Annotated in this window: 24 protein-coding genes; 9 read left to right on the top strand and 15 right to left on the bottom strand. The window is 60.7% G+C overall.

Going from position 1 to position 26,411, the window contains the following annotated elements:
- Positions 1-47: 47 nt before the first annotated feature.
- Together truB and EI983_RS16570 are read left to right on the top strand one after the other, a co-directional pair.
- A complete protein-coding gene (gene truB, locus EI983_RS16575) occupies positions 48-965 on the top strand; it encodes a tRNA pseudouridine(55) synthase TruB (RefSeq protein ID WP_157708458.1) in 918 nt (305 codons plus the stop codon).
- Positions 962-1,519 (top strand): DUF1643 domain-containing protein, encoded by a 558-nt coding sequence (locus EI983_RS16570; RefSeq protein WP_157708457.1) that lies wholly within the window; start codon positions 962-964, stop codon positions 1,517-1,519. Before truB ends, EI983_RS16570 begins: the two co-directional genes overlap by 4 nt.
- A 75-nt stretch (positions 1,520-1,594) precedes the next feature.
- Here EI983_RS16570 and EI983_RS16565 read toward each other — a convergent pair whose 3' ends face one another.
- From EI983_RS16565 to rpiA, 6 genes are all read right to left on the bottom strand, one after another.
- A complete protein-coding gene (locus EI983_RS16565) occupies positions 1,595-3,004 on the bottom strand; it encodes a DegQ family serine endoprotease (RefSeq protein ID WP_157709132.1) in 1,410 nt (469 codons plus the stop codon).
- A 199-nt stretch (positions 3,005-3,203) separates the two neighbouring features.
- Positions 3,204-3,401: a DUF2065 family protein gene (locus EI983_RS16560; protein ID WP_198389328.1), complete on the bottom strand. Its 198-nt coding sequence runs from the start codon at positions 3,399-3,401 to the stop codon at positions 3,204-3,206.
- Positions 3,398-4,291, bottom strand: a complete 894-nt coding sequence (hflC, locus tag EI983_RS16555; RefSeq protein WP_157708456.1) for a protease modulator HflC — start codon at positions 4,289-4,291, stop codon at positions 3,398-3,400. Before hflC ends, EI983_RS16560 begins: the two co-directional genes overlap by 4 nt.
- A gap of 1 nt (position 4,292) precedes the next feature.
- Positions 4,293-5,453, bottom strand: coding sequence for an FtsH protease activity modulator HflK (hflK, locus tag EI983_RS16550; RefSeq protein WP_157708455.1), 1,161 nt, complete (start codon positions 5,451-5,453; stop codon positions 4,293-4,295).
- Positions 5,454-5,523: 70 nt separating this feature from the next.
- Positions 5,524-6,879: a glutathione-disulfide reductase gene (gor, locus tag EI983_RS16545; protein WP_157708454.1), complete on the bottom strand. Its 1,356-nt coding sequence runs from the start codon at positions 6,877-6,879 to the stop codon at positions 5,524-5,526.
- A 6-nt stretch (positions 6,880-6,885) separates the two neighbouring features.
- Positions 6,886-7,674, bottom strand: coding sequence for a ribose-5-phosphate isomerase RpiA (gene rpiA / locus EI983_RS16540; protein ID WP_157708453.1), 789 nt, complete (start codon positions 7,672-7,674; stop codon positions 6,886-6,888).
- 217 nt (positions 7,675-7,891) lie between these two features.
- Here rpiA and EI983_RS16535 point away from each other — a divergent pair, with 217 nt between their 5' ends.
- A complete protein-coding gene (locus EI983_RS16535; protein WP_157708452.1) occupies positions 7,892-9,265 on the top strand; it encodes an L-serine ammonia-lyase in 1,374 nt (457 codons plus the stop codon).
- A 2-nt stretch (positions 9,266-9,267) separates the two neighbouring features.
- Here the strand turns inward: EI983_RS16535 and EI983_RS16530 are convergent, their stop codons facing one another.
- Positions 9,268-10,044 carry a DeoR/GlpR family DNA-binding transcription regulator gene (locus EI983_RS16530; RefSeq protein ID WP_157708451.1) on the bottom strand — a complete coding sequence of 259 codons (777 nt, stop codon included), beginning with the start codon at positions 10,042-10,044 and terminating at the stop codon, positions 9,268-9,270.
- 224 nt (positions 10,045-10,268) lie between these two features.
- Between EI983_RS16530 and EI983_RS16525 the strand changes: the two genes are divergently transcribed.
- The 6 genes from EI983_RS16525 (at position 10,269) to EI983_RS16500 (ending at position 18,613) form a co-directional block, all read left to right on the top strand.
- The gene (locus EI983_RS16525; protein ID WP_157708450.1) at positions 10,269-11,213 is read left to right on the top strand and encodes an ABC transporter substrate-binding protein; all 945 of its coding nucleotides are present in this window, start codon (positions 10,269-10,271) and stop codon (positions 11,211-11,213) included.
- Positions 11,214-11,288: 75 nt separating this feature from the next.
- Positions 11,289-12,311, top strand: coding sequence for a quaternary amine ABC transporter ATP-binding protein (locus tag EI983_RS16520; RefSeq protein WP_157708449.1), 1,023 nt, complete (start codon positions 11,289-11,291; stop codon positions 12,309-12,311).
- The gene (locus EI983_RS16515; protein ID WP_157708448.1) at positions 12,308-14,302 is read left to right on the top strand and encodes an ABC transporter permease; all 1,995 of its coding nucleotides are present in this window, start codon (positions 12,308-12,310) and stop codon (positions 14,300-14,302) included. The genes EI983_RS16520 and EI983_RS16515 overlap by 4 nt, the downstream gene beginning before the upstream one ends.
- Before the next feature lie 2 nt (positions 14,303-14,304).
- The gene (locus EI983_RS16510) at positions 14,305-15,180 is read left to right on the top strand and encodes a phosphotransferase (RefSeq protein ID WP_157708447.1); all 876 of its coding nucleotides are present in this window, start codon (positions 14,305-14,307) and stop codon (positions 15,178-15,180) included.
- Positions 15,181-15,188: 8 nt separating this feature from the next.
- Positions 15,189-17,636: a GcvT family protein gene (locus tag EI983_RS16505; protein ID WP_157708446.1), complete on the top strand. Its 2,448-nt coding sequence runs from the start codon at positions 15,189-15,191 to the stop codon at positions 17,634-17,636.
- A 203-nt stretch (positions 17,637-17,839) separates the two neighbouring features.
- A complete protein-coding gene (locus tag EI983_RS16500) occupies positions 17,840-18,613 on the top strand; it encodes an inositol monophosphatase family protein (protein ID WP_157708445.1) in 774 nt (257 codons plus the stop codon).
- 106 nt (positions 18,614-18,719) lie between these two features.
- Here the strand turns inward: EI983_RS16500 and EI983_RS16495 are convergent, their stop codons facing one another.
- From EI983_RS16495 to EI983_RS16460, 8 genes are all read right to left on the bottom strand, one after another.
- A complete protein-coding gene (locus EI983_RS16495; RefSeq protein ID WP_157708444.1) occupies positions 18,720-20,117 on the bottom strand; it encodes a S8 family serine peptidase in 1,398 nt (465 codons plus the stop codon).
- 23 nt (positions 20,118-20,140) lie between these two features.
- Positions 20,141-20,803 (bottom strand): hypothetical protein, encoded by a 663-nt coding sequence (locus tag EI983_RS16490; RefSeq protein WP_157708443.1) that lies wholly within the window; start codon positions 20,801-20,803, stop codon positions 20,141-20,143.
- The gene (locus EI983_RS16485; RefSeq protein ID WP_198389327.1) at positions 20,800-21,462 is read right to left on the bottom strand and encodes a sigma-70 family RNA polymerase sigma factor; all 663 of its coding nucleotides are present in this window, start codon (positions 21,460-21,462) and stop codon (positions 20,800-20,802) included. Before EI983_RS16485 ends, EI983_RS16490 begins: the two co-directional genes overlap by 4 nt.
- A gap of 175 nt (positions 21,463-21,637) precedes the next feature.
- Complete coding sequence (locus tag EI983_RS16480; RefSeq protein ID WP_157708442.1) at positions 21,638-22,096, bottom strand: hypothetical protein; 459 nt, start codon at positions 22,094-22,096, stop codon at positions 21,638-21,640.
- 417 nt (positions 22,097-22,513) lie between these two features.
- On the bottom strand, positions 22,514-23,479 hold the full coding sequence (locus tag EI983_RS16475; protein WP_157708441.1) for an ABC transporter ATP-binding protein: 966 nt from the start codon (positions 23,477-23,479) through the stop codon (positions 22,514-22,516).
- Positions 23,476-24,468: an ABC transporter ATP-binding protein gene (locus tag EI983_RS16470; protein WP_157708440.1), complete on the bottom strand. Its 993-nt coding sequence runs from the start codon at positions 24,466-24,468 to the stop codon at positions 23,476-23,478. The genes EI983_RS16475 and EI983_RS16470 overlap by 4 nt, the downstream gene beginning before the upstream one ends.
- Positions 24,465-25,412 carry an ABC transporter permease gene (locus tag EI983_RS16465; RefSeq protein ID WP_157708439.1) on the bottom strand — a complete coding sequence of 316 codons (948 nt, stop codon included), beginning with the start codon at positions 25,410-25,412 and terminating at the stop codon, positions 24,465-24,467. The genes EI983_RS16470 and EI983_RS16465 overlap by 4 nt, the downstream gene beginning before the upstream one ends.
- Positions 25,409-26,398 carry an ABC transporter permease gene (locus EI983_RS16460; protein ID WP_157708438.1) on the bottom strand — a complete coding sequence of 330 codons (990 nt, stop codon included), beginning with the start codon at positions 26,396-26,398 and terminating at the stop codon, positions 25,409-25,411. Before EI983_RS16460 ends, EI983_RS16465 begins: the two co-directional genes overlap by 4 nt.
- Positions 26,399-26,411 lie beyond the last annotated feature (13 nt).

Raw genomic sequence — 26,411 nt, 5'->3', positions numbered from 1 at the left:
GCGTGCTGCGTTACGCCGCCCGCTCAGACATCAGCGAAAGGCCACCCATGGCACGCAAACGCAAAGGGCGCGATATTTCCGGCTGGCTGGTCGTGGATAAGCCGGCGGGACTTACCTCCACCGCGGTGGTCAACAAGGTGCGCTGGGCGCTGCAAGCCCGCAAAGCGGGCCATGCCGGCACACTGGACCCGGAAGCGACCGGTGTGCTTGCCGTGGCTTTGGGCGAGGCAACCAAGACCGTGCCCTATATCACTGACGCGTTGAAAGCCTATGCCTTCGAGGTGCGTTTCGGGGTGGCCACCAACACAGACGATGCCGAAGGCGAAGTGATTGCCACATCGGATGCGCGTCCCGATGAAGAAGAGATCAAACGCGCGCTGGGTGCATTCGTGGGGGATATCATGCAGGTGCCCCCGAAGTTTTCCGCGGTCAAGATAGACGGACAACGGGCCTATAAGTTGGCGCGTGAGGGCGAGGATGTCGAGATTGCCGCGCGCCCCTTATGGGTCGAGGAGCTGGTATTGACCGATCGCCCCGACACCGATCGCGCGGTGCTGGAAATGACCTGCGGCAAGGGCGGTTATGTGCGCGCCATTGCCCGGGATCTGGGCGAGGCACTGGGCTGTCATGGGCATGTCACCTGGCTGAGGCGGCTCTGGTCCGGCCCGTTTGATGCCGACGACGGGATCAGTTTCGAGATGATCGAGAAGCTGGCCCAGACGCCAGAGCTTGATACCTATCTCAAGCCGCTGGAGATGGGCCTTGCCGAACTGCCTATGGTGACATGTTCAGCCGAGAATGCGGCGCGGCTGCGCAACGGCAACCCGGCGATGGTGCTGGGCGGCGACGTGGAATACGGCGATGAATGCTGGGCCGCGCATGAGGGGCGGGCCGTAGCCGTGGGCCGGTTCAAGGGCGGAGAGTTGCATCCCTCCCGCGTGATCCTGCCACAGGAGCGCGCGTGAGCACGCAAGCGCATGACCCCGGCGGCAAGGTTCGCCTCAAGCTGCCCGACGGGGTGGAGGGCGGCGCGACCTTCTCCGATTGTGGGCGCTACCGGCAGGCATTGACACGCGACTGGACGCCCGAAGGTGAACCCGCCCGCGCCATTCTTTTCATCGGGATGAACCCGTCTGTGGCCGATGCGGCCGCCTCGGACCCGACCTGCCACCGGGAGCTGATGTTTGCCCGTGACTGGGGCTATACGCGTTACCTTAAGGGGAACATGCTCGATTGGCGCGCGACCTCGCCCAAGGACATCCCGCCCGATCCGGCGCTGGCCTGTTCTGCGGCGAACATTCCCTCGCTGGTCGAAATGGCGCGCGAGGCGGAAACGGTGGTCATGGCCTATGGCAAGCTGCATGCCCGGTTTCAGCCCGTGGTGCGCGAGGTGTTCGACGCGATCACGGCGCTTGGCAAACCGCTTCAGTGCCTCGGGGTGAACAAGGACGGCTCGGCCAAACATCCGCTCTATCTGCGCAAGGACACGGTGCTGCAGGAATTTGTGCTGCCGTTTTAGGGTGGGGGCTCACTCCAAAGGAAAAGGGCGCCCGGTAGGCCGAGCGCCCTTTCTCAATCGCTGTGTCGCTTATGACTATTCGTCTTGCACGATGGACAGGGCCACGAAGCGCGGCTCACCGGCGCGGCGCACCAGCAGAAGAAGCGACTTGCGCCCGCCTTCTTCGGCCTCGGCGATGCGGTCTTCCAGATCGGTGATGCTGAGCACTTTCTGCTGTCCGGCTTCGGTGATCAGGTCACCGGCGCGCATGCCTTTTTCATAAGCCTCCGCCAGCGTGTCCACGTCCTTGACAACGAGGCCGGTGGCGTTGTCGCCCAGGTCGAGCTGACCGCGCAGTTCGTCATCAAGCGGGCTCAGCGTCAGGCCGAGGACCACCTTTTCCATCGGCTCTGCTTCTCCATCCTCACCTTGCTGCACCGCGGGAACAGCACCCTCGGCTGCCTCGCGACGGCCAAGCGTGATCTTGAGCGTTTGCGTCTTGCCCTCGCGGAAAACCACGACGCGCACCGATTTGCCGACTTCCGAATTGCCGACCCGACGGACAAGGTCACGCGTGTCTGAGACGTCATGGCCGTCGAAGCTCATGATCACGTCACCGGCCATCATGCCGCCTTCCTTGGCGGGGCCATCGGGCACATCGGTGACCATGGCGCCTGCGGTTTTCTCAAGGCCGATGGCTTCGGCCACATCGTCAGTCACGTCCTGGATGCGCACACCCAGCCAGCCGCGGCGGGTCTCGCCGTATTCCTGAAGCTGATCGACGACGCGGGTCACCACATTGGAGGCCATCGAGAAGCCGATGCCGATCGAGCCGCCATTGGGGCTGAGGATTGCGGTGTTCACGCCGATCACCTCACCATTGAGGTTGAAAAGCGGCCCGCCCGAGTTGCCGCGGTTGATGGCGGCGTCGGTCTGGATGTAGTCGTCATAGGTGCCGCTGAGGGCGCGGTTGCGGGCCGAAACAATCCCGGCGCTGACCGAGAAGCCCTGACCCAGCGGGTTGCCCATGGCCATGACCCAGTCGCCCACACGCGCGGTGTCGCTGTCGCCGAAGCTGACGAAGGGCAGGGGGCCGTCGGCCTCTACCTTGAGCAGCGCGATATCGGTTTTGGGGTCCGTGCCGATCACTTTGGCTTCCAACTCGTCGCCGGAATAGAACTCGATGATGATCTCATCGGCGGATTCAATGACGTGATTGTTGGTAACGATGTAGCCATCTTCGGAAATCACGAAGCCCGATCCCAGCGCCGAGGTGCGGCGCGGGCGGTCTCCCTGACCGTTCCGATCACGGAATTCGCGGAAAAAATCCTCAAACGGCGAGCCATCGGGCACAATGGGCGACGGCCCAGAGCCCTGTGCGACCACGGTCGAGGTGGTGATGTTGACCACGGCGGGGCTGATCTTTTCGGCCAGATCGGCAAAGCTGTCAGGTCGGGCCTGGGCCGCGATTGCCTGCGCAATCAAAAGCCCCAGAGCCAGCGCCATGAGCCAAAGGGCACGCAGCCCCCGGGCGGTCTGGATAGATGTTGAATGGGTTTGGACGTTCACTCCCGGATCTCCTCTTTGTCCGTGTTCTGCCCTGTCGAGGCAGGATCCTGCATGCGCTAGATGTAGGAACGCTTGCCCGAAACACAAAGGCCACAACCCTGTGTCACGCTCATGTGATCCCATTGTGACATGTCATTCAAGCCCCAAGAGACTTGGCGATCCAGAGCAGGATGACCCCGATCACCAGCGCGGTGAGCCCCATCAGCCGACGTTGCTCGATGCTGAGGGCGCGCATGGCAGCGAGCAGGTCCTCAATAAGCGAAGGGGCCAGTGCATAGACCAGCCCCTCCACAACCAATACAAGCCCCAGCGCCAGAAGCGCGGTTTCGATCATTGCACGCCTGCGTCTTTCGCGGCCTTGCCCTGATCCGAGCGCAGGTAGTTGAAGAACTCGCTGTCGGGGCTCATCACCATAGACGAGTTGGAGCCTTTGAGAGCCTTGCGATAGGCATTGAGCGAACGGTAGAATTCAAAGAATTCTTCATCCGCGCCAAAGGCTTCGGCAAAGATCGCGTTGCGTTTGGCATCAGCTTCACCGCGGGTGATTTCGGCCTGGCGGTTCGCGTCCGACACGATTTCGACCTGGGTCCTGTCGGCCTGGGCGCGGACCCGTTGCGCGGCTTCGTTACCACGGGCGATCTCGTCAGCGGCTTCGCGTTCACGCTCGGCGCGCATCCGGGCGAAGGTGGCGTCGAGGTTCTGGCGCGGCAGGTCGGTGCGTTTGAGCCGCACGTCGATGATCTCCACGCCGAGCTGTTCAGCCTCAGTAATGGCGCCATTGCGGATTTGCAGCATCAGCGCCGCCCGGTCCGAGCTCAGGATGTCGTTGGAGCTGACACCACCCAGAACTTCCCGGGTTTCCGACCGAAGGATCGAGTCGAGCCTGTCCTCGGCGGAGGCGATGCCGCCCACACCGACCGCCTGCCGGAATTGTTCCACATCGGTGATCCGGTAGCGCGCGAAGGCGTCCACCACCAGGCGACGGTCATCCAGAGGCGTGATCTCCAGCGGGTCGATGTCGCGGCTCAGGATCCTGTCGTCATAGCGCACAACCTCCTGAATCAGCGGGATCTTGAAGGCGAGGCCCGGGTCTTCCTTGACTTTGACCACCCGGCCAAACTGAAGCACCAGCGCCTTTTCGCGCTCGTCCACGATGAAAATGGCCGACAGGCCCGCGATGATCGCCAATACGAGGATCGGCAGAAGCATGGTTGATTTCCGCATCTTACTGACCTCCCGTCTGCGACCGGCGCAGTTCATTCAGGGGCAGGTAGGGCACGATGCCCTGACCGCCGCCGCCCACCTGATCGTCAAGGATGATCTTGTCGATATCGCCAAGAACATCTTCCATCGCCTCCAGATAGAGACGCTTGCGCGTTACTTCCGGGGCTTTCTGGTATTCGGTCAGAACCGCGGTGAAGCGGCTGGCTTCACCCTCGGCTTCGTTGACGACCTGCGCACGATAGGCTTCGGCTTCTTCAAGCGTCTGCGCCGCCTGACCACGGGCTTCGGCCAGCACACGCGCGGCATAGGCATCCGCCTGTTTTTCCAGCCGGTCACGTTCCTGCTCGGCGGCCTGCACGTCGCGGAAGGCGTCGATCACCTGTTGCGGCGGGTCGGCCTTGTCGAAGTTGACGCGGATGATGTTCACGCCGCTGTCATAGCTGTCCAGCGTCGACTGGATCAGATCTTCAAGCTGCGACGCGATGATGCCACGGTCGCGGTTGAGGATCGGAGCGAGGCGCGATTGCGCGATGATCTCGCGCATGGCGGATTCGCTCACCGCCTGAATGGTCTGGCGCGGGTCGCGCAGGTTGAAGAGGTATTTTGCCGGGTCGTTGATGTTCCAGACCACCTGGAAATCGATGTCGACGATGTTTTCGTCCCCGGTCAGCATCAGCCCGGCCTCTGAGCCGCGCCCGCCGACGCCGATATCTTCGTTCTGTTCGCGGGTCACGGGCAGTTTTTCATAGGTCACCAGCGGCCAGGGGGCGAAGTTCAGGCCCGGATTTGCTGTGCGGTAATAATCGCCCAGAAAGAGCTCGACCGACTGTTCTTCTGGCTTGACCGTGTAGAAGCTCGCCGCTGCCCAGAGCACCGCAGCAATCGCAGCCCCGATCAGTATCGTGCCACGTCCGAATTGGGGGCCTTCTCCGCCGCCGGTGCCACGCGATCCGCCGGAGCCGCCACGCCCGCCCATCAGGACGCGCAACTGATCCTGGCCTTTCTTCATAAGCTCATCAATTTCGGGGATTTGCGGCCCGCCTTCATTCGGCGGTCTGCGCCCGCCATTGCCACGGTTGCCACCGCCGCGACCATCGTCGCCGCCATTGCCTCCGCCTGAATTTCCGCCGCCGCCCCAAGGGCCGCCAGATGGTCCAGCCATAAATTCTCAATCCTTATCTTAGCGTCGTATTCCTGACGTTTTCTCTAAACTGTGCAGCGCGGCTCAAAAATCAAGCCGTTCGGACAGGTGTTTTCATCGTCACAAGCTCTTCGGACATGGTGGGATGCACCGCGACCGTGCGGTCGAAGTCTTCCTTGGTCGCGCCCATCTTCACGGCGATACCGGCCAACTGGATCATCTCGCCTGCGCCGGGGGCCACGATATGACAGCCCAGAACCTTGCGGGTGGCCTGGCTGACGATCAGCTTCATCAGAACCCGATCGGACCGACCGGCGAAGGCAGTCTGCATCGGTTTGAACGACGTGGCATAAACTTCGATCGGCTCCTGCTCGCGCGCCTCTTCTTCACTCAGCCCCACCGTGCCCATCTCGGGCTGGGTGAAGATTGCGGTCGGGATCAGGGCGTGATCCACCGGGGTCGGGTTGGCGTTGAACACCGTTTCGACAAAGGCCATGCCCTCGCGGATCGCCACGGGCGTAAGATTGACCCGGTCGGTCACATCGCCAATGGCATAGACCGACGGCACCCGGGTCTGGCTAAACTCATCGACCACGATCTCACCCTTGCGGCCCAGTTCAATTCCTGCGGTATCCAGGCCCATATCGGAGGTGTTGGGCGCGCGGCCGGTGGCGAACATCACCTGTTCGAACACCTCTTCCATCCCGTTGGTGGCCTTCACGCGATAGCCGCCCTCAACCGGGGTCATCTCAAGGATATTGGTGCCAAGATGCAGGTTTACGCCGTTCTGGATCATCTCGTCCGCGATCAGCCCGCGCGCCTCTTCGTCGAAGCCGCGCAGGATCTGAGCGCCACGGTAGAATTGTGTGACCTGCACGCCCAGCCCGTTCAGGATTCCGGCGAATTCGCAGGCAATGTAGCCACCACCGATGATCAGGATGGATTTCGGCAACTCTTCGAGATGGAAGATGTCATTGCTGGTCAGCGCATGTTCGGCCCCCGGCAGCTCGGGCTTCACCGGGCGGCCGCCCGTGGCGATCAGGATATGCTTGGCTGTCTTTGTCTCGCCGGTGCTGAGCTCGACCGTATGCGCATCCGCAAGCCGTGCGCGCGCGTCGAAGGTTTCGACCCCGTTCGAGCTGAGGATTTTGCGATAAACGCCTTCGAGCCGGTCCAGCTCGGTATGCAGCTTGGTCTTGAAGGCGGTCCAGTCAAAACCGCCGGCATGTACGGTCCAGCCATAGGATTGCGCGTCTTCGATGGCGGCGGGGAACTCGCTGGCGAAAACCATGAGTTTTTTCGGGACACAGCCCCGGATCACGCAGGTGCCGCCATAGCGGTCCTCTTCGGCCAGCGCCACCTTGGCACCGCCCTGTGCCGCCACCCGCGCCGCGCGCACCCCGCCAGAGCCGCCGCCGATGACAAAGAGATCGTAGTCAAACGCCATATGTGGTTAGTCCATCATGTCTTTGAACAGGTTGTCCGATTCCAGAAAATCGAGGCGATCCTCTTCGACAGTGCCCTCGTTGATATCGCGGGTCTCCACCTTGCCATCGGCAAAGCCCAGGATCACCACGTCGCAGATATCCACGAAAAGCCCGTTTTCAACCACGCCCGGCACCTGGTTCAGTACCAGCGAAAGCTGCCGTGCATTGCCGATCCGTCCGAGGTGCAGATCAAGGATGTGATTGCCCTCATCGGTGACGTAAGGATGATCGCCATTCATCCGCAGGGTCGAATCGCGGCCCATCACATCCATGGAAATAAGCATTTCTTCCACCAGGCTCTTGGTGGTCTGCCAGCCAAAGGGGATCACTTCGATGGGCAGGGGGAAGGCACCCAGATGCTCGACCTCTTTCGAGGCGTCGGTGATCACGATCATCTGGTCCGACGCGGTTGCCACGATCTTTTCCTGCAACAGCGCACCGCCGCCGCCTTTGATCAGGTTGAGGTCTCCATCGAACTCGTCGGCACCATCGATGGTGACATCCAGCCATTTGGCCTCATCGAGGCTGATCACCTCGATCCCGACCTCGCGGGCCAGGTCCGCGGTGCGGGTCGAGGTCGGCACGCCTTTGATCTTCAACCCGTCTTCGCGCACCATCTCGCCCAGGCAGCGCACCATCCAGGCCGCCGTGCTGCCGGTGCCCAGGCCCACTCGCATCCCGTCTTCGACGAAATCCACAGCGCGCTTGGCGGCTACGAATTTGGCTTTGTCGATGGGTGACAATTCCCCGCTCATGGCAGTCCTCCCCAAGTGTTCGCGCCGGTTATACCGGGGATGCGCGCGGGGTGCGAGGGGCAATTGCCCTGCATCGGGAGGCCATTGCCGGGTTAACGCCGCACTTGCAGAGTTTCACGGCGCATTTAAATCCTTTTCCGGAGTAACTGACTGATATATGTCTGGGCGGTCCGGGACTCCCCCGAAATGCAAAGCGATCAAAAGGCAGTCTGCTTACATGTTTCTGTCCGTTTTCGAGATGTTCAAAGTGGGGATCGGCCCGTCCTCATCCCATACGATGGGGCCAATGGTGGCCGCGGCCAAATTCCTTGATGCGATGCGTGCTTCGCCGTTTGAGTTTCACGGCTTGCGTGGCTCGCTGCATGGATCGCTGGCCTTCACCGGCGTGGGTCATGCGACGGACCGTGCAACTGTTCTTGGCCTCGCCGGATTTCTTCCTGACACCTATGACCACGAGAAGGCCGAAGCGGTCCTGACCCAGATCCGCGAAACCCATACCGTGCGTCCCGAGGGTCTGCCTGAACTGCAGTTCAATCCAAAAGACGATCTGGTCTTTGACTTCGGCCCGAATCTGCCCGGCCATGCCAACGGGATGATTCTGATGGCCACGGACAAGCAGGGCGATGTCATCCTGCAGGAGACTTACTATTCCATTGGCGGCGGCTTTGTGATGACCGAGGCCGAGCTGGCCGCGGGCCGCAACACAGACGAAGGCGCGCCGGTGCCCTATCCGTTCAAATCCGCCGCCGAGATGCTGGATATGGCCGAGACATCCGGCAAGAGCATCGCCGAGATGAAGAAGGCCAACGAACATTCGCGCGGCGGGCCGGAGAACCTGCGGTCGGGCGTGGCGCGGATCTGGCAGGTGATGAACGACTGCATTGATCGCGGCCTGGAGAACGACGGCACGCTGCCCGGCGGGCTTAATGTGCGCCGTCGTGCAAAAGGTATCCATGATGCGCTGTTGGCGGAACGCGGCACAAACCTGAATGCGCCACACAAGATCAATGACTGGATCAGCGTTTACGCCATGGCCGTGAACGAGGAGAACGCCGCTGGCGGGCAGGTTGTGACCGCACCGACGAATGGCGCGGCGGGCGTGGTACCTGCCGTGATCCGGTACTACCTCGACCATGTGCCGGGTGCGACCGAGGCGAAGGTGGAAGAGTTCATGCTTACCGCCGCGGCCATCGGCGGACTGGTGAAGTTCAACGCGTCGATCTCTGGCGCCGAGGCAGGTTGTCAGGCCGAGGTGGGCAGCGCGTCGGCCATGGCCGCGGCAGGGCTCGCGGCGGTGATGGGGGGCACGCCAATGCAGATCGAGAATGCCGCCGAGATTGCGCTGGAGCACCACCTCGGAATGACCTGTGACCCGGTCAAGGGGCTGGTCCAGGTGCCGTGTATCGAGCGTAATGGCCTGGGTGCGATCAAGGCTGTGTCGGCTGCGTCGCTGGCCATGCGCGGCGATGGTACGCATCTTGTACCGCTTGACGCCTGTATCGAGACCATGCGCCAAACCGGCCTCGACATGAGCGAGAAGTACAAGGAAACGTCGCTTGGCGGACTGGCGGTGAACGTGCCGAACTGCTGAGCTCAGCGCTCGCTCACCACGATTTCAATCTCATTGCTTTCCAGAAGGCGGCGGATGTCCTGTGGCGGTGTCTTGTCGGTGAACAGCAGATCTATCTGAGATAGCTTTTCCAGCACGACAGGCGCCCTTTTGCCCAGTTTTTCGCTGTCAGCGACCACCACGCAGACCTGGGCGTTGTCCATCGCGATCTGCGCGAGATTTGCCTCTTGCAGGTCGTGGAGCATGAGCCCGAATTCGGCATTGATTGCGCCGACGGACAGGATTGCGAAGCGCACATTGAGCCGACGAATGAGGTCATGGGCCTCAACCCCGAACGCCCCGCCGTCATGCGGCCGCAGTTCTCCGCCCGCCATGAACACCCGGTTGTTGTTTCTGGTGGCGAGTGTGCTGGCCACAAAGGCGGAGTTGGTCACCACGAAAAGATTGCTGTGGTCCTGAAGTGCAAGCGCCACATAGGCCGTGGTCGAGCCGATATCGAGAAAGACACTGTCGCCGTCGTTGATCGTCTCGGCAACGGCTTTGGCGAGCACCTCTTTGGAATCCGCCTTGCTTTCGAGCCGGTTCCGGAAGGTCGGCTCGTTCAAGTCGTCGACCAGGTGAACCCCGCCATGCACCTTCCGTACGATCCTCTTTTCTTCGAGACTGCGGATATTGCGCCTGATCGTTTCATTCGTCACCTCCAGCTCTTTCGCCAGATAGCTGATGCGACAAGACCCGCCGGTTCGCCGCAGGGCCCGTAGAATTTCCTCTTCGCGTTGATTGGTCGTGATGTGATTCATGAAACTCTGCCTGCTCGGGTGCGTCTGGCGTTCTTAGCAATCAAAGCCACATAAAGCAATAAAATGCTGCGAAATATCCAGCTTTACGCCTCTAATTTAGGCTTAATATCCGATTTTGAGGTGCGAAATTTGATTATTCTTGACATAAAGGCAGGCCGATCGCAGAATTTCACATACAGAGATCAAAATACCAACAAAAAGCCACATTATTGGGAGGTTGAACAATGAATAAAATGTTGAAAGTGAGCTTGATAGCTCTGACAGCGGCGGTTGGGGGCAACGCGGTATCAGCGGCCGATTCAACTGATCCGATAAAGCTGACGCTTCATGACTGGTCCGGCCAGCTGATCAACACGAAGATCATGGGCAGCATCCTGGAAGAGGCGGGATACTACGTCGAATATGTGCAGGCCGATTACATCGCGCAATTCGCGGGGCTCAAATCGGGCGATTTGCACCTGGCGATGGAAATCTGGGAAACCACAGGCCGCGAGGCGCTGGATGAAGCCGTGGCAACCGGCAAGGTCGTCAATGTTGGTGAGACCGGGCTCCAGGCCATCGAGGAATGGTGGTATCCGCTTTACATGAAGGATCGGTGCCCGGGCCTTCCCAACTGGGAGGCGCTGAAGGACTGTGCCGAGGAGTTCGCCACGGCCGAGACATCTCCGAACGGGCGCTATGTGGGCGGACCGGTGACCTGGGGCGGCTTTGACGACGAGCGGGTAGAGGCGCTGGAGCTGGACTTTGAAGTGGTTCATGCCGGAACCGATGCCGCGCTTTTTGCCGAGCTGGAATCGGCCTATCAGCGCGAAGATCCCGTCATTCTCTGGGTGTATGTCCCGCACTGGGCCCCTGCGAAATATGAAGGCGAGTTTGTCGAGTTCCCGGCCTATACGCCGGAGTGCTATTCCGATCCGTCCTGGGGCATCAATCCGAACATGGCCTATGATTGCGGCAAGCCGCGTGGCCCGATCTGGAAAGCTGCGTGGTCCGGCCTTCAGGAGAAATGGCCCGGCGCTTATGACATCATCGAGGATTACACGATCACCAACGAGGAAATGAGCGCCATGGTCGGGCGCGCCGACCTGGACGGTGTCGATATCGATACGGTGGTCGCGGACTGGATGAGCGAGAACAAGGACCGCTGGTCGGCCTGGATTGCAGACTGAGTTCTCCCTGCCCGGGCGGGGCCTGGCTCTGCCGACCCGCCCGGTGCTTTCAAGACCCTTCCCCTGGATGGCCCGATGACCCCCAAGACAAAGATCTTGTGCCGGAACGTGTGGAAACTCTATGGCCCACATGCCGAAACGTTTCTCAAACAGGATCGCCCGCCGAGCGGCGAAGCCCTGGCCAAAGCAGGGCTGATCGGGGCTGTCCGGGATGCCTGTCTGGAGATCTACGAGGGCGAAATTTTCGTGATCATGGGCTTGTCGGGCTCTGGCAAGTCTACTCTTGTGCGTTGCCTGTCGCGGCTGATCGAGCCGACCGCGGGCGAGGTTCTGTTTGACGACATCAACCTGCTGCAGGCCAGCGAGGCCGAGATGATCGAGATCAGACGGCACAAGATGGGCATGGTGTTTCAGCATTTTGCGCTGCTCCCGCATCTGAGCGTTTTGCAGAACGCGATGTTCCCGCTGACCGTGCAGGCGGTGCCCAGGGGCGAAGCCGAGGCGCGTGCGCGCGAGGTGGTGGAACTGGTGGGGCTGAAAGGGCGCGAGGATTATTTTCCGCGAGAGCTGAGCGGGGGGCAGCAGCAGAGGGTCGGTATTGCGCGGTCGCTTGTGACCGAACCAGACATCTGGTTCCTTGATGAGCCCTTCTCGGCGCTGGACCCGCTTATCCGGCGGGAAATGCAGGATGAGTTTCTGCGTCTTCAGGCACGGCTGCACAAGACCATCGTTTTCATTACCCATGACTTCGAGGAAGCGGTCCGCCTTGCTGACCGCATCGCCATTATGAAGGATGGCGAGGTGATCCAGATCGCGACCCCCGAAGAGCTGGTCATGCACCCCGCAACGGATTATGTCGCCGAGTTCACCAAGCACATCCCGCGCTCCAAGGTGCTTACCATCGGGGGTGTCATGACCTCTGGGCCCGGCGGTGAGGGCGAGCCCGTTGCTCTCAAGACACCTGTGGCGGATGTTGCCGAGAGAATTATTGCGGCGGATGGGCCTATCCCGGTGGCGGATGACCAGGGCCGGATCGTTGGTCATGTCGATCGCAAATCCATTGCGCATGTGCTGTTTGCCAACGGGGGCGGGATATGACCCCGGTGCTGCAAAGACGCCGTGTGCTTATCCTGACCCTTGTGCTTGGAACGGTCGTTCTGGGCCAGTTCGGCAGTGAGCTTGCCAAGGCGCTTGATGCACGCTGGCTGGTGAAGTTTCCCTCTGCCTGGACGGTGCCATTCAAAACGAGCATCTCTCAGGGGATGAACTGGCTGGTGGAAGACGCGCGCATCGGCCCGGTTTCATTCACCGATGTCACGCGGGCCATCGCCTGGCTCATCAACCAGCCGTATCAGCTGGTGCTGGCGCTTCTGTCGACCGGCTTTGTCAGCGGCCGGGGCGATGAGGCCGTGACCTATCTGCCGGCAATGAGCTGGATCGCCGTCACCGCCGCCGTCGCCGCGCTCGGGCAATATTGCCGCGATTGGGGGCTCGCAGCGCTGGTGGGGGCGTGTTTTGTCTATCTCGCCATTTTCGGACAATGGGACAGCGCGATGGTGACGCTTGCCTCAGTACTGATCGCAGTGCCCATTGGCGCGGGCGGCGGGCTGATCGTTGGGATATGGGCCTATCGGAACCCGTGGTTTGAAAGAGTGGTAACGCCTGTCCTCGACCTGATGCAGACGATCCCTATCTTTGCCTATCTGGTGCCGATCCTGTTCATGTTCGGGTTCGGTCCGGTCGCGGCGCTTGTGGCGACGATCATCTATGCCACCCCGCCGATGGTACGGGTCACCATATTGGCGCTCAAGGCTGTGGATCCGGAAATCCGCGAGTTCGGCAAGATGGTTGGCACCACGAAGCGACAGCTCATGTGGCGCGTGCTGGTGCCATCGGCGCTGCCAAGCCTGATGGTCGGCGTCAACCAGGTGATCATGCTCACGCTGAACATGGTGATCATCGCCTCGATGATCGGGGCCGGAGGGCTCGGTTTCGATGTGCTTTCGGCGTTGCGGCGGCTGGATATCGGCGCCGGATTCGAGGCCGGGACCGCCATCGTTGTACTGGCTATAGCCGTGGACCGGTTGAGCCAGGCTTTTGCCGAGCGCACCGGGCAGGTGCATCACCAGAGCGACGGCAAATGGCTTGCGCGACACAAGCGGACCGTGACGGTGATTGTGCTGCTGGTTCTGACCTGGGGTCTGGGGCGTTTTGTCCCCGCGCTGCTGGAATACCCGGAGGGCCAGACCATCACCACCGGGGCGTTCTGGGACGATCTGGTGAAATATCTCAACGTCAACTTTTTCGATGCGTTCGAGGCGGTCAAGCTCTTCTTTCTGACCTGGTTCATGCTGCCCATCAAGAAGACATTGCTGGGCATTCCCTGGCCCTGGGCAATTGCCATGCTCACGCTGATAGGCTGGTCTGCGGGCGGTTGGCGGCTGGGGGTCATGTGCGCGGTGATGTCGGGGCTGATCCTGCTCTCCGGGCTCTGGGCCAAGGCGATGGTGACGGTCTATCTCTGCGGCGCGTCGGTGATCCTGGCGACGCTGATCGGTGTGCCGCTGGGCGTGCTCGCGGCGCTCAACAGGCGAGCGGGCGCGGTCATCAATCTATTCATAGACACGCTCCAGACCTTGCCGAGTTTTGTCTATCTCATCCCGGTGGTGATGCTGTTCCGGGTCGGGGATTTCACCGCGATGATTGCCATCGTGCTCTATGCTCTTGCTCCGGCGGTGCGCTATGCGGCGCATGGCATCCGATCGGTCAGCCATGACCTGATCGAGGCGGGGATCGTTTCGGGGTGCACGAAGGCGCAACTCCTGCGCCTGATCCGTATGCCCATGGCGCTGCCCGAGATCTTGCTCGGCATCAATCAGACGATCATGCTGGCGCTCTCGATGCTCGTGATCACGGCACTTGTCGGTACCCGCGACCTGGGCCAGGAGGTGTATATCGCGCTCACCAAGGCCGACACCGGCCGGGGGCTCGTCGCCGGGCTTGCCATCGCCTTTATCGCCATCATCGCCGACCGGCTTGTGAATGCCGGTGCCCGGCGCGCACGTATTCGTTTCGGATTGGAGAGCTGACCATGGCTGACATCCCTCAACGCCTTCGAGATCTCCCGCTCTGGCAGGGTGAGATAGAAGCCACCCCCCTGACCGGCGGGATCACCAATGTGAACTACCTGGTGAAAGACGCAGAGCGCAAATACGTGGTGCGTTTGGGTGATGATATCCCGCTGCATCAGGTCATGCGGTTTAACGAACTGGCTGCGAGCCGTGCGGCCCATGCCGCCGGTATCTCGCCGGAGGTGGTCTATGCCGAGGATGGCATCACTGTACTGGATTACATCGACAGCCGGACACTGACGGAAGAGGATGTGCGTTCAGAGGTGTATCTGCCAAAGGCGCTGGACCTGGTCATTCGCTGTCACCGCGAGGTGCCGCAATATCTGCGCGGGCCGGTCCTGGTTTTCTGGGTATTCCATGTCATCCGCGACTATGCCGCGACGCTGACCGCACGCGAAAGCAGCCATTTGACGAAGCTCGCAGAGCTTGTTGCGATCGGCAACAGATTGGAACGCGCAACCGGACCCTTCGAGATGGTCTTTGGTCATAATGACCTGCTTTGCGGGAACTTCCTGGACGATGGCGCACGGCTTTGGCTGATCGACTTTGACTATGCGGGTTTCAACTCTCCTCTGTTTGATCTGGGCGGGCTGGCTTCGAACAACGGGCTGAGTCCGGAACAGGAAGACTGGATGCTTGAAACCTATTTCGAAGCGCCGGTTTCCGACGCCCTGCGCAAACGTTACGGGGCGATGAAATGCGCGTCACTGCTTAGGGAAACCATGTGGAGCATGGTCTCGGAACTGACCTCCGAGATCGATTTCGACTATGCCGCGTATACCGAAGAGAACCTTATGCGTTTCCGTGCCGCAATGGCCGACTTTGAACAAATGTGAGGACCAAGATGAGTACCCTTCCCTCAACCGCGAAAGCGGTCATCATCGGCGGCGGGATCATCGGCTGCTCGACCGCGTATCACCTGGCCAAGCTGGGCTGGACCGATACGGTGCTGCTGGAACGCAAGAAGCTGACCTCCGGTACCACTTTTCACGCGGCCGGGCTGGTGGGGCAATTACGCTCAAACGCCAATATCACCCAGCTTCTGGGGTACTCGGTGGATCTGTATAACCGGATCGAGGAAGAAACCGGGCTTGGGACCGGCTGGAAGATGAATGGCGGTCTCAGGCTCGCGTGCAACGAGGAACGCTGGACCGAAGTGAAGCGACAGGCCACGACGGCCCATTCCTTCGGGTTGGAGATGGAGCTTCTGACGCCACAGGAGGCGCTGGAGCTGTGGCCGCTTATGGACATCTCCGACCTCGTCGGCGCCGCTTTCATGCCCACCGACGGGCAGGCCAACCCGTCAGACATCACCCAGGCGCTGGCCAAGGGTGCGCGTATGGCAGGGGCGACGATTTTCGAGGATACCAAGGTTACCGATATCGAGATCGAGAATGGGCGTATCCGTGCAGTGATCACCGACCAGGGCCGCGTCGAGTGCGAAAAGGTGATCTGTTGCGCCGGGCAATGGACACGGGCGTTTGCCAAGCGCTTCGGGGTCAATGTGCCGCTCGTGTCGATGGAACACCAGTATATGGTCACGGAACCGATCGAGGGCGTGCCCGCCAACCTGCCCACCCTGCGCGATCCGGACCGGCTGACCTATTACAAGGAAGAGGTCGGGGGGCTGGTGATGGGCGGGTACGAGCCGAACCCGATCCCCTGGGCCGTAAATGGCATTCCGCAGGGGTTCCATTATTCCCTGCTCGACAGCAATTTCGACCATTTCGAGCAGATCATGGAACTGGCGCTGGGCCGCGTACCTGCGCTTGAAACCGCAGGTATCAAAACGCTGACCAATGGTCCTGAAAGCTTTACGCCGGACGGAAACTTCATCATCGGGGAAGCCCCCGAGCTACGCAATTTCTATGTCGGGGCGGGGTTCAACGCCTTCGGGATTGCCGCCGGTGGCGGGGCGGGCATGGCGCTGGCGGAATGGGTGAACAAGGGCGAGCCGCCCTTTGACCTCTGGTCCGCCGATATCCGCCGCTTTGGCCGTCCGCATTTTGACACGGACTGGGTGCGTACCCGTACGGTTGAGGCCTATGGCAAGCACTACACAATGGCCTGGCCATATGAGGAGCATTCTTCTGGCCGTCCCTGCCGCAAGTCACCGCTATACGAGACGCTCAAGGCCCAGGGCGCCTGCTTTGGCGAAAAGCTTGGGTGGGAACGGCCCAACTGGTTTGCAGATCTGAGCCTGGGTGAGTTGCCGCAGGATGAGTACAGTTTCGGACGGCAGAACTGGTTTGATGCCGTGGGGCGCGAGCACAAGGCGGCGCGGGAGGCGGCCGTGCTTCTGGATCAGACCTCCTTTGCCAAGTTCGCGCTGAAGGGACCGGATGCCGGCGCCGCGCTGGACTGGATCTGTGCCAATGACGTGGCAAAACCCGTGGGTGCGCTGACCTATACGCAGATGCTGAACGACAAGGGCGGGATCGAGTGCGACCTGACCGTCGGGCGCGTGGCACATGATGAGTTCTACATTGTGACCGGCACGGGTTTCGCAACGCATGATTTCAATTGGATCAGCCGCAATATTCCTGACGGGTTGAATTGCCAGCTTTTCGATATCACATCCTCGAATGCCGTGCTTTCGCTGATGGGCCCCAGAGCGCGGGATGTTCTGGTACAGGTCACGCGTGACGATGTGTCCAACGAGGCCTTCCCCTTTGGCACGATCCGCACGATCGGGATCGCCGGTTGTCCGGTGCAGGCGCTGCGGGTCACCTATGTGGGCGAGTTGGGCTGGGAGCTGCATTTGCCGGTTGAATATGCGCAGACCGTGTATGACGCGCTGAAATCGGCAGGCGAGGCTCATGGGCTGAGGAACGCAGGCTACCGCGTGATCGAGTCGTTGCGGCTTGAGAAGGGTTACCGCGCCTGGGGGTCTGATATCGGACCCGATCACACCCCGCTCGAGGCCGGGCTGGGCTGGGCGGTCAAACTGCGAAAGAACATCGACTTCAAGGGGCGCACGGCCATCGAGGCACAAAAGAGCGCGGGCGTGAAGAAGCGGCTTTGCGGCTTCACGGTTGCCCCCGAGGTTGTTTTGCAGGGCCGCGAGACGATCTATCGCAACGGCGAGCGCGTGGGCTGGCTCACCTCCGGGGGGTATGGCTATACGGTCGGAAAATCCATCGGCTATGGGTATGTGCGCCGGGCGGATGGGGTGGATGACGATTATCTGCTGAGCGGCACATACGAGCTTGAAGTGGCGACAGAACGCGTGACGGCCGAGCTGCATATGGACCCGCTATACGACCCCAAGATGGCTCGGGTGAAATGCTGATCTGTGGACCGTTTTTTAGCCCTTCCATCCGCACAGACAGGCGGTGTGACGCATTAGGTGCTGTGGGTTATTGGGGGGTAATGAGTAAATATGTGGATATATATTGACACGTCCCCGCGTCGGAAGGATATGGATTATCAGCGAGATGAGTAATTTAATCTGCCGCGCGGCTCGTGCCGTGACGGTGGCATCAGAGGGAGAAAATGGTGCGGGCCGTTACGCTTGAAGAACACGCTGAGCAGATCGCAAAATTCGCCAGCGAGATGTCGCGCGAGTTTTTTCGCCGCCCTCTGGACGTGGATTTCAAATCCGACGAAAGCCCGGTCACGCAGGCGGACAGGGCCGTGGAGAACGCCGTCCGAGACTATCTCCGCAAGCATTTGCCGGACCATGGAATCTTTGGCGAAGAGCATGGGGTCGAAGGCGAAGAGCGTCGGCATATGTGGGTGGTTGACCCGATCGACGGCACCCGCTCGTTTCTTTCCGGTCATCCGCTCTATGGGTTTTTGCTGGCTTATCTCGTGGACGGCACGCCGCGGCTTGGCGTCATTGCAATGCCCGCGTTGAACGAGGTGCTCATCGGGACACTGGGGCAGGGCGCGACGCTGAATGGAGAGCCGATTGCCGTATCGGCTCAAACGCAGCTGAACGATGCCATTCTCTACATCAATGAGGGTGAAAAGATCTATCGCGAGCATGGTGGCGTTTTTGAACGCCTGATTCAGAGTGGCCGGACGCGACGCTTTTCCTATGATTGCTACCCGCACGCTTTGCTTGCCGCCGGGCATGTCGATGTGGTGGTCGATTATGACCTTCAACCTTACGATATTCTTGCAGTGTCGGCGGTGGTCGAAGCAGCCGGAGGGATCGTCACGGATTGGCAGGGGCAGCCGCTGAGCCAGGGATACTCCGGCGCAATCGTTTCGGCCTGTACACCGGAGTTGCACCGCTCGATCCTGGATGTCCTGAGCGGCTGATCGTTGACGTCATAATGACTGGCGGGCGCTGATTGCCGCTCTGTCAGGGTGGCTCACCGTCGCGTTCAGCGAGAACACGCCATCATGGATAGGCCTGGTTCGACAGTCAGTTTGTCAGGCCGTTGATCGCCGTTGCAGCACTGGGAATGCCCGCGCCGAACACCGCGTCCTTGCCAGGGGTGCCAAGATCGGTGGCACTATTCTCCAGCAGGGATCTCAGGGTCGCGTAATCCGCGCCCGGATTTGCGGCCAGGGCGAGTGCTGCGATACCACTGACATAAGCTGTAGCCATGGACGTGCCTGACGAGGTGCGAAAGCCCGAAGCGTTCCCCAGAACCAGAAGGCCGACGCCGGGCGCTGCGAGGTCCACATGCTCTCCGGTATTGGCGTCGGAATAGATCCGGTCCTCGGCATCGGTCGCGGTGACGGCAATCACCGCGTCATAGCCGGCGGGAAACAGCATTGCCGCTTCTGGCCCTTCATTGCCCGCCGCCGCGACGGGAAGGATGTTGCGCGCCATGGCGCCCTCCATCGCGCGGGCCAGCAACGGATCAGCGGGGCCCGCGAAGCTCATGTTCAGGATATCGGCATCCTGTTTGTAAGCCACGTTCAACGCTTCCATGATCGTCCAGGTGTTTCCGAAGCTTTGCCCCGACGCGTCTTTGGAGAACGCGGCAATGCTGACAATCTCTGCCTCGGGGGCGACACCTGTGAGCTGCGCATTCGCCGCCAGGATGCCCGCGATAGACGTGCCATGCGGATCGACATTGCTGACATCATCGGAGACATCAAATGACGAGATGCTTGAGGTCACAAACTCCGGATGCGTCTTGTCTACGGCAGTGTCGATGACCGCGATACGGGTCTTGCCGCCCTTTGTCCTGGCATGTGCATCGCTTAGGTTGATCCGGGTATTGCCGAACTGAGGCAGCTTGCCGGTATCCGCGCTTTGCTGAAGCCTATACAGATAATTCGGCTGCGCGGTCACGACGGCGGCGCTGGCCTCAAGCTGCGCGATGGCCTCGCGGACATCGAGCCCCGAAGGCAGCCGATAGCGGTGTACCGTGACACCGGACAAAAAGAAGGTTGCCGCGTCCAGGTGAGAGAGGTTCAGACGGTTGATTGCCCGTGTGCGTGATCGTTCGGTCGAGGATAGCTGAAACCTGACAATCACTTCATCCGGGATGAACCTGGTTTCGTCTGCCGGTGGCTGGCCGCTGGGTGCGGTTTCGACGATGCGCGGGGGCGTCCTTGGGCTTTGTTGGGTGCGTCTTGGCGTTGTGGCTGTCGCCGTCTGCGTGCTGGGTGTTCTCGTTTCAGGTTTTGTCTTGGGTTTGGCGGGTTGCTTTGGAGCAGGGGTGGTGGTGGACGAAACGGAGGGTGTGACCGGGGTCGGATCGCGCCCGCCATCGGCATATGCGTACTGAACCGGCGCTGCCACGGTCATCGCCAGCAGCAGCATACCTGTGAAACGGAGCAATGTGGGCATGTAGTTCATGGGCATGATCTTATCTCCCCCAGCTTTGTCTAATTGGACGGCAATACAAATTCGAAGAGACCGGCCGCGTTCTCCAATGTCGTGGCAAGCTCTTCTGTCTTTTCAAATTCCAGCTCATAGAGCCCATCCGCATTCGGCCCTCTCACGATCTGGCCGCGGGTCGCTCGGAGAAAAGTATCGACGTCGGTCCAGGCGACCTCAGAACTGAACTTGACCAGCATACGCTGCTTGTCGGTGGCGGTTTCCACCTCACCCGAGGCCGTCTGATACCGGCCCGGCTGTTGATTTCCGTTCACGACAGACAGTATCGCAATCGCCGGGACAAGCAAAACAATCGCTGCCGCCACATATGCATAGGCCCGCGGTCTGGCCGGAAACAGGACGGACGTGATGCGGCTGATAAGGCTCTCATCCCTTGCGCGCGGCTGAACGCGCGTCACCGGTTCCGCGGTTTCGGCAGTCAATGCCGCCTTGAACCGTTCGCCCATGGAGATCGGAACCTCTTCTTCCGATACCAACGCGACGACCGACGCCTGATCCTCCAGCACAAGATCGAACTCGCGCGCAAGTGCGTCATCTTCGGCCAGCGCGGCTTCGACCTTGCGGGTGTCGTCGTCGTCCAGGGTTCCGTTTGCATACCAAGGCAGCAGCAGGGACAGCTCTTGTCTTTCCTTATCGCTCAGAGTGCTCATGGCCACCCCCTATCAAGACCGCGTGCGGCCATTTCTGCTGACAGTTGCTTGCGTGCGTGGAAGGTCCGGGTTTTGACGGTGTTCTTGGGAATATCCAGAATTTCCGAAACCTCCTCGATCGACTTCTCGTGGTAATAGATCAGTTCGAGTATCACCCGATGATCGCGTGACAGTGTTTCGATACACCGTTTGATCGCGGCACCCTTGTCGCGTTTCTGGGTGAGCATCTCGGGATCATCCGCATCATCCTCGATTGTCTCCAGGATCTCATCCGACTTCGAGTGAACCGGTTTTCTCTTGCGCATCTCCGAGAGGGCTTTGTACCGGGCGACACCCAAAAGCCAGCTGGAAACCTTGGACCGCCCCTCATAGGAAGACGCCTTGTGCCAGATCTCGATGAAGACATCGTTGGTGAGGTCCTCGGCGGCATCTACATCGCTCACGAAGCGCCGGACAAAGTGGAACACCCGCTTGTGATGGCGCTGATACAGAGTGCCGATCGCCTGCCGGTCGCCCTGGGCCACTTTTTCAAGCTGCCGCCGATCGTCCTCTTCCGACATTCCCGTCCCCGCTCGCATTTTCGCCACCATCTTAACCGCGGAGGTCGGACAGGGCAAAACAGGAGTGGACATCGCTCGTGTGAGGATCAAACCGGGCATCTGTGTCGCTGTGGCTTGGGGCATGGTCCCGTTCAACTTTCTGATCACGCCGCCAGCGGGGGGTCCCGAGGGCGGCGTGATTAAGTCGTGTGGTTGATGTTCCCTGCGGATCACCGTCCGGATGTCGAAACCCTGTCATGGTCAGATTATCCGAACGGTAAGCGCGGGAGATACTTTACCGCTCGCCGACGGTGGTGGTGCTGCCGTCGGGGTTGTGCATCGTGATGAAGGCTTTTCCCGGTTTGCTGGGCTGGGTGACCGTGGTGCTGGTGCCGTCAGCACGGTGCAGCGTGACGAAATCCTTGCCTTTGCGCGGTTTGTTGACGGTGCGGGTGGTGCCATCGGGATTGAAGATGGTGATGAAGGCCCGGGGCTTCTTGTTGACCTTGCGCTTGCTGACGACCTTGCCGTTTTTGGTCTTTGTCACCGTGTAGGTCTTGGCATTGTTCTTCGAGCGGATTGAGGTCGTGCTGCCATCGGCGTTCGTGGTCGAGATCGTGCTGACCTTGGGGCCTTCTTCGCGGCCGCCTCCACCGCCACCACCGGCGAAGGAGGGGCTGGCCGAAATGCTTGTTGCAACGAGAGCTGCTGCGAGGGTGGACATGATGCTGTTGCTGAAAGTCGAGTTGAACATTTTTTAGTCTCCGTAAGTTTAAGCCAACTGGCTTGTTTGGTTGCGTTACGGTGATAGGTCGCTTGGGGGCCGAAAAAGGTTCAAAGAAAACGCGAAAAAAATTGTGAAAAAGATTTAAAGCTATGAAAAATATGTGTTTTTAATTTTCCGTGGCTGTTGTTTTTGAGAATGATCCACCTTGCTCTGCCCTTTGGGTAGGTCCGAGATCAGGAGTAAGGTCCCTTACATTATCCGCTGCCGCCGCTGCCGCGACAGGCCAATGTGCCCAATGTGCCGGTCGCGCGTGCCGAGGTGATACGCGCAGCGCGCTCACCGCTAGGCCTCACGGGTGTGGCCGTCACTCATGTGCGAAGGCAAAGGGATGGATTGCCAAAACGTTCCCGGTCATCCTGCGGCCGGGATCGCCTCGCGGTCGCTTCACTCAGCGAGATGGCAGGCCACGCGGGTATCGCCCAGCTGGCGCATTTCGGGCCGCTCTTGCTTGCAGCGCTGTTCAGCCAATGGACAGCGGGGATGAAAGGCGCAACCCGAGGGTGGGTTGATCGGATCCGGGATCTCGCCCTTCGGCGGGTCGACCTCGCGGCCGAAACCGTCCATCCGGGGTGCGGCATCGAAAAGCATCTGGGTGTAGGGATGCTTTGGCGAAGCAAACAGCGTATCCCGCGGCGCCTCTTCGACAAGTCGCCCGAGATAAAGCACGCCGATCCGGTCGGCCATATGCTGAACCACGGTCAGGTCATGGCTGATGAAGACATAGGTCAACCCCAGTTCCTCGCGCAGGTCCGACATCAGGTTCAGCACCTGTGCCTGAACCGACACGTCCAGCGCCGAAGTTGGTTCGTCACAGACGATCACCCTTGGACGGGACGCCAGCGCCCGTGCGATGCAGATACGCTGGCGCTGGCCGCCCGAGAACTCATGTGGGAACTTGTCGGCATCTCCCGCCGATAGCCCAACCTGTTCCAGAAGGCGCTCGGCCAGACCGTTGGTATCACCCCCACGCGCGGCCATCGGCTCGTTCACGATATCGCGCACACGCCAGCGCGGATTGAGCGAGGCATAGGGATCCTGAAAGATCATCTGCACATCGGCGCGCACGCGCTCGACCTCATGACGATCCGCTTCAGTCGCCAGGTTCACACCGTCGATCTCGACATTGCCCTCCGACGGGCTCAGAAGGCCGACAATGATCTTGCCCACGGTTGACTTGCCCGAACCGGATTCGCCGACAAGGGCATAGACGCTCTTGTCTTCGACCTCGAAAGAGACATCGGATATGGCCGTCAGAAACGCTTTCTCCCGTCGCTCGATCACCCGGTTGAGCCAGGGTTTCGAGACGTCGAAGATACGCGACAGGCCACGAACCGAGATCAGCGCCGTCATTGTGAAACCTCCTCAAGATCGGCCTCGCCCAGGGGGTACCAACAGGCCACTCGGCCGTTGCAATCTTCAACCCGGGGGGAGCGGTCTTCTCGGCATTTTGGTCCGGCTCGTTCGCAACGCGGATGAAAGGCGCAGCCCGCCGGCAGGGACTCGAGCCGTGGCATTGCCCCCGGAATCTGCCGCAGTCTCTTTTGCCCGCTGCTGGCAAGCGGGGTGGAGGCCATCAGGCCGGAAGTATAGGGGTGATGGGCATCGGTAATGACCTGCCGGACCGGTCCGATTTCGGCCAGTCGTCCAGCATACATCACGGCCACCCGGTCGGCGGCCTCGGCAATCACCCCCATATCATGGGTGATCAGCATGACTGCAACGCCACGCTCCCGGCAGAGCCGCTTGAGCAGCGCGACGATTTGCGCCTGCACGCTTACATCAAGTGCCGTGGTCGGTTCGTCAGCGATTACGAGGTTGGGCTCGGCACACAGCGCCAGCGCGATCACAACGCGCTGTCGCATGCCGCCGGAAAACTCGTGCGGGTAGGAATCGATCCGCGCGGCGGCGGCCGGGATTCCGACCTCTTCCAGAGCGGCCACGGCCCTTTTGCGAGCCTCTGCCTGGGTCACGCCCAGATGTTCCAGAATTGTCTCGGTGAGCTGGTCCCCCACGGTCAGGAGAGGGTTCAATGATGTCAACGGATCCTGGAAAATCATCCCGATCCGCTTGCCCCGCAATCGTCGCAGCGCTTCGCGTCCGATATTGTGGATCGGCTCGCCCGACAGCAATACTTCGCCCGACGTGATCCGCGCAGGTGGATCCAGTAGCCCGATCACCGCATTCCCGGTCATGGATTTTCCGGCACCGCTTTCCCCAACCACGCCCAGGATTTCGCCCGCTGCGATATCATAGCTGACCCGGTCGACGGGGCGCAGAATACCACGGCGGGTGGGAATTTCGACGACGAGGTCGCGAACAGAGAGAATGGGGGTGGTCATCGCAGCCTCGGGTTAAGAGCATCGCGCAGCCAGTCGCCGAGCAGGTTGATCGACAGCGCCAGCGCCAGAAGCGTGGCGGCAGGGAAGAACAGAATCCACCATTCACCGGAGAACATGAACTCCTGCCCGATGCGGATGAGCGTGCCCAGCGAGGGCTTGGTCGGTGGCGCGCCCACCCCGAGGAACGACAGGGTCGCTTCGGCGATAATCGCCAATGCCAGGCTGATCGTGGCGATCACCAGAACCGGGTTCAGGACATTGGGCAGAATATGGCGCAGCATGATGGCAAAGGGTGACCGCCCGACAAGCCGCGCGGCCTGGATATATTCCTTGTTCTTCTCGACAAGCGTCGCCCCGCGCACGACCCGCGCGAACTGCACCCAGTCCGAGAGCCCGATCGCCAGGATCAGCACCCAGATCGCCATCTGGTCGCGATATTCGGGTGGCGTGATCCCCTTGGCGATGCCGAAGATCAGCATGGCGACCAGAATTGCCGGGAAGGTCAGTTGCACATCGGCGATGCGCATGATGATGGTTTCGGTCCAGCCGCCGAGATATCCGGCGAGCAAGCCCAGCAGAACCCCCAGCACCATCGCCAGGAGCACCGCCGAGAACCCGACAAAAAGCGAGATCCGCATGCCGTACAGAATTGTAGAGAATACGTCGCGCCCCTGATCGTCGGTTCCGAGCCAGAAGCTCTCGCCGGTGAAGGCGTTCGGCTCACCTGGCGGCGTGAAGCCGTTCATCAGGTTGAGCGTGGCTGGATCGAATGGGTTGTAGGGCGCGATCAATGGCGCGAACACAGCCGCCAGCATCAGCACCACAACAATGAGCGCGGAAACCACCGCCACGGGTGCGCGCCGGAATGTGTAGAGAAAATCGCTATCCCAGGCGCGTCGTAGGCGGCCGGGTGTAGGCGTCGGGGTCGCGGCTTGGTCGCTCATTTGGCCCTCCCGGCTGTCTGGTCGATGCGCAGGCGCGGGTCGATCGCGAAATACAGCATATCAACAATCAGGTTGATCCCCACGAACATGACCGAGATCATCATCAGATAGGCGGCCATGACAGGAATATCGACGAACTGGACCGCGTTGATGAACAAAAGTCCGACGCCGGGCCATTGGAACACGGTTTCGGTGATGATCGCGAAAGCGATGATCGACCCCAGTTGCAGACCGGTGATGGTGATCACCGGAACGAGCGTGTTTTTCAGCGCATGGCGAAAGTTGACTGCCCGGTCGCGCAGGCCCCGCGCACGGGCGAAGCGGATGTAGTCGGTCCGCAGCACTTCAAGCATTTCGGTGCGAACCAGCCGCATGATCAGCGTCATCTGGTAGAGCCCCAGCGTGATCGCGGGAAGGATCAGGGCCTTCAAGCCGGAGACGCTGAGAAAGCCGGTGGTCCACCAATCGCCGAGCGATGTCACGTCACCGCGCCCGAAGGAGGGCAGCCATCCCAGTTGAACCGAAAAGACATAGATCAGCAGGATGCCTATCAGGAAGGTCGGCAACGACACACCCACAAGGGACAATGTCATGATCACATGCGCCGCGGCGCCACGTTTGCGGATCGCGGTGAAAATGCCGAGAGCAATACCGCCAATCAGGGCAAGAAGGCCGGACACGAAGGCCAGCTCAAGCGTTGCGGGCAGACGTTCGAGAAGGATTTCCGAGACCGGTCGGCCCTGGCGGTAACTCAGGCCGAAATTGCCCTGCGCCGCCTGTTCGAGAAACTTCCAGTACTGAACGGGAAACGGCTGATCGAGGCCCAGGGTTTCGCGCAGGCGGTCGATATCGGCCTGGGTGCGTTCCTGGCCGAGCATATTGTCGACCGGGTCGCCCACGAAACTGAACATTGAAAAGGCGACGAGGCCAACGACGAGCAGCACGAGTACCGATTGCGCAACGCGGCGGATGACATATGCGAGCATGGCGGATTCCGGA

The sequence above is a fragment of the Roseovarius faecimaris genome (assembly GCF_009762325.1).
In the GTDB taxonomy this organism is placed as follows: Bacteria; Pseudomonadota; Alphaproteobacteria; order Rhodobacterales; family Rhodobacteraceae; genus Roseovarius; species Roseovarius faecimaris.
The sequence above is the reverse complement of the archived record's forward strand: the minus strand, read 5'-3'. Positions and strand labels throughout refer to the sequence as shown.

What these genes read in the sequence shown, in the direction of transcription:
- truB (WP_157708458.1), top strand. Translation starts at nt 48, where the DNA reads ATGGCACGCAAACGCAAAGGGCGCGATATTTCCGGCTGGCTGGTCGTG.
- EI983_RS16565 (WP_157709132.1), bottom strand. Translation starts at nt 3,004, where the DNA reads ATGGCGCTGGCTCTGGGGCTTTTGATTGCGCAGGCAATCGCGGCCCAG.
- EI983_RS16560 (WP_198389328.1), bottom strand. Translation starts at nt 3,401, where the DNA reads ATGATCGAAACCGCGCTTCTGGCGCTGGGGCTTGTATTGGTTGTGGAG.
- hflC (WP_157708456.1), bottom strand. Translation starts at nt 4,291, where the DNA reads ATGCGGAAATCAACCATGCTTCTGCCGATCCTCGTATTGGCGATCATC.
- hflK (WP_157708455.1), bottom strand. Translation starts at nt 5,453, where the DNA reads ATGGCTGGACCATCTGGCGGCCCTTGGGGCGGCGGCGGAAATTCAGGC.
- gor (WP_157708454.1), bottom strand. Translation starts at nt 6,879, where the DNA reads ATGGCGTTTGACTACGATCTCTTTGTCATCGGCGGCGGCTCTGGCGGG.
- rpiA (WP_157708453.1), bottom strand. Translation starts at nt 7,674, where the DNA reads ATGAGCGGGGAATTGTCACCCATCGACAAAGCCAAATTCGTAGCCGCC.
- EI983_RS16535 (WP_157708452.1), top strand. Translation starts at nt 7,892, where the DNA reads ATGTTTCTGTCCGTTTTCGAGATGTTCAAAGTGGGGATCGGCCCGTCC.
- EI983_RS16530 (WP_157708451.1), bottom strand. Translation starts at nt 10,044, where the DNA reads ATGAATCACATCACGACCAATCAACGCGAAGAGGAAATTCTACGGGCC.
- EI983_RS16525 (WP_157708450.1), top strand. Translation starts at nt 10,269, where the DNA reads ATGAATAAAATGTTGAAAGTGAGCTTGATAGCTCTGACAGCGGCGGTT.
- EI983_RS16520 (WP_157708449.1), top strand. Translation starts at nt 11,289, where the DNA reads ATGACCCCCAAGACAAAGATCTTGTGCCGGAACGTGTGGAAACTCTAT.
- EI983_RS16515 (WP_157708448.1), top strand. Translation starts at nt 12,308, where the DNA reads ATGACCCCGGTGCTGCAAAGACGCCGTGTGCTTATCCTGACCCTTGTG.
- EI983_RS16510 (WP_157708447.1), top strand. Translation starts at nt 14,305, where the DNA reads ATGGCTGACATCCCTCAACGCCTTCGAGATCTCCCGCTCTGGCAGGGT.
- EI983_RS16505 (WP_157708446.1), top strand. Translation starts at nt 15,189, where the DNA reads ATGAGTACCCTTCCCTCAACCGCGAAAGCGGTCATCATCGGCGGCGGG.
- EI983_RS16500 (WP_157708445.1), top strand. Translation starts at nt 17,840, where the DNA reads ATGGTGCGGGCCGTTACGCTTGAAGAACACGCTGAGCAGATCGCAAAA.
- EI983_RS16495 (WP_157708444.1), bottom strand. Translation starts at nt 20,117, where the DNA reads ATGCCCATGAACTACATGCCCACATTGCTCCGTTTCACAGGTATGCTG.
- EI983_RS16490 (WP_157708443.1), bottom strand. Translation starts at nt 20,803, where the DNA reads ATGAGCACTCTGAGCGATAAGGAAAGACAAGAGCTGTCCCTGCTGCTG.
- EI983_RS16485 (WP_198389327.1), bottom strand. Translation starts at nt 21,462, where the DNA reads ATGCCCGGTTTGATCCTCACACGAGCGATGTCCACTCCTGTTTTGCCC.
- EI983_RS16480 (WP_157708442.1), bottom strand. Translation starts at nt 22,096, where the DNA reads ATGTTCAACTCGACTTTCAGCAACAGCATCATGTCCACCCTCGCAGCA.
- EI983_RS16475 (WP_157708441.1), bottom strand. Translation starts at nt 23,479, where the DNA reads ATGACGGCGCTGATCTCGGTTCGTGGCCTGTCGCGTATCTTCGACGTC.
- EI983_RS16470 (WP_157708440.1), bottom strand. Translation starts at nt 24,468, where the DNA reads ATGACCACCCCCATTCTCTCTGTTCGCGACCTCGTCGTCGAAATTCCC.
- EI983_RS16465 (WP_157708439.1), bottom strand. Translation starts at nt 25,412, where the DNA reads ATGAGCGACCAAGCCGCGACCCCGACGCCTACACCCGGCCGCCTACGA.
- EI983_RS16460 (WP_157708438.1), bottom strand. Translation starts at nt 26,398, where the DNA reads ATGCTCGCATATGTCATCCGCCGCGTTGCGCAATCGGTACTCGTGCTG.